Annotated in this window: 1 pseudogene; it reads right to left on the reverse strand. The window is 50.2% G+C overall.

The window, feature by feature from the left end:
- Window positions 1-488 (reverse strand): annotated as a pseudogene (locus tag HMPREF3057_RS01870) (type VII secretion protein EssC); the annotation flags it as partial.

The following is a 488-nucleotide window of genomic DNA, read 5'->3' on the forward strand; positions in this document are numbered from 1 at the left end:
GAGAGTGGTTTCTCTTGTGTCCAGGCTACTGTCGGTTGCACTTCTTCCAGTTCGTCTAGTGCGATTCGCTCTTTGAGCGGTGGCAACCATGGCTGTGGTACTGGAGGAATCTCTTGTTCTTCACACAAGAGCTGGATATGGTGCACTATCGCATCCAACTCTGTCGGAACTTCCTTAATCTCATCCACATCTTCTAAGCCTGATAGGTCTTCATTCAAGATCTCATATTGGCCCAATTCATTGATTAGGTAGATGGTATGGTCCTCAATCCCCATATCGTCCTTGTCCGGCTGGTAATCCGCGCCTGACCAGGCTGACTGGAAGAGCTCATAGACTTCATTGTTTCCGACCTGCAGATAGGCACGTCCCGTCTGGGTGATTTCGGCCGCATCCGGTGTATGAAGCATTTCATTGGAGTCCGAACGGTCCGCCACCTTAAGGGCGATTTTGAAACGTGAGTTGGACCAGATTTGGTCATCCACCACACC

Origin of the sequence: Streptococcus sp. HMSC072D05 (assembly GCF_001815805.1) — a bacterium.
In the GTDB taxonomy this organism is placed as follows: Bacteria; Bacillota; Bacilli; order Lactobacillales; family Streptococcaceae; genus Streptococcus.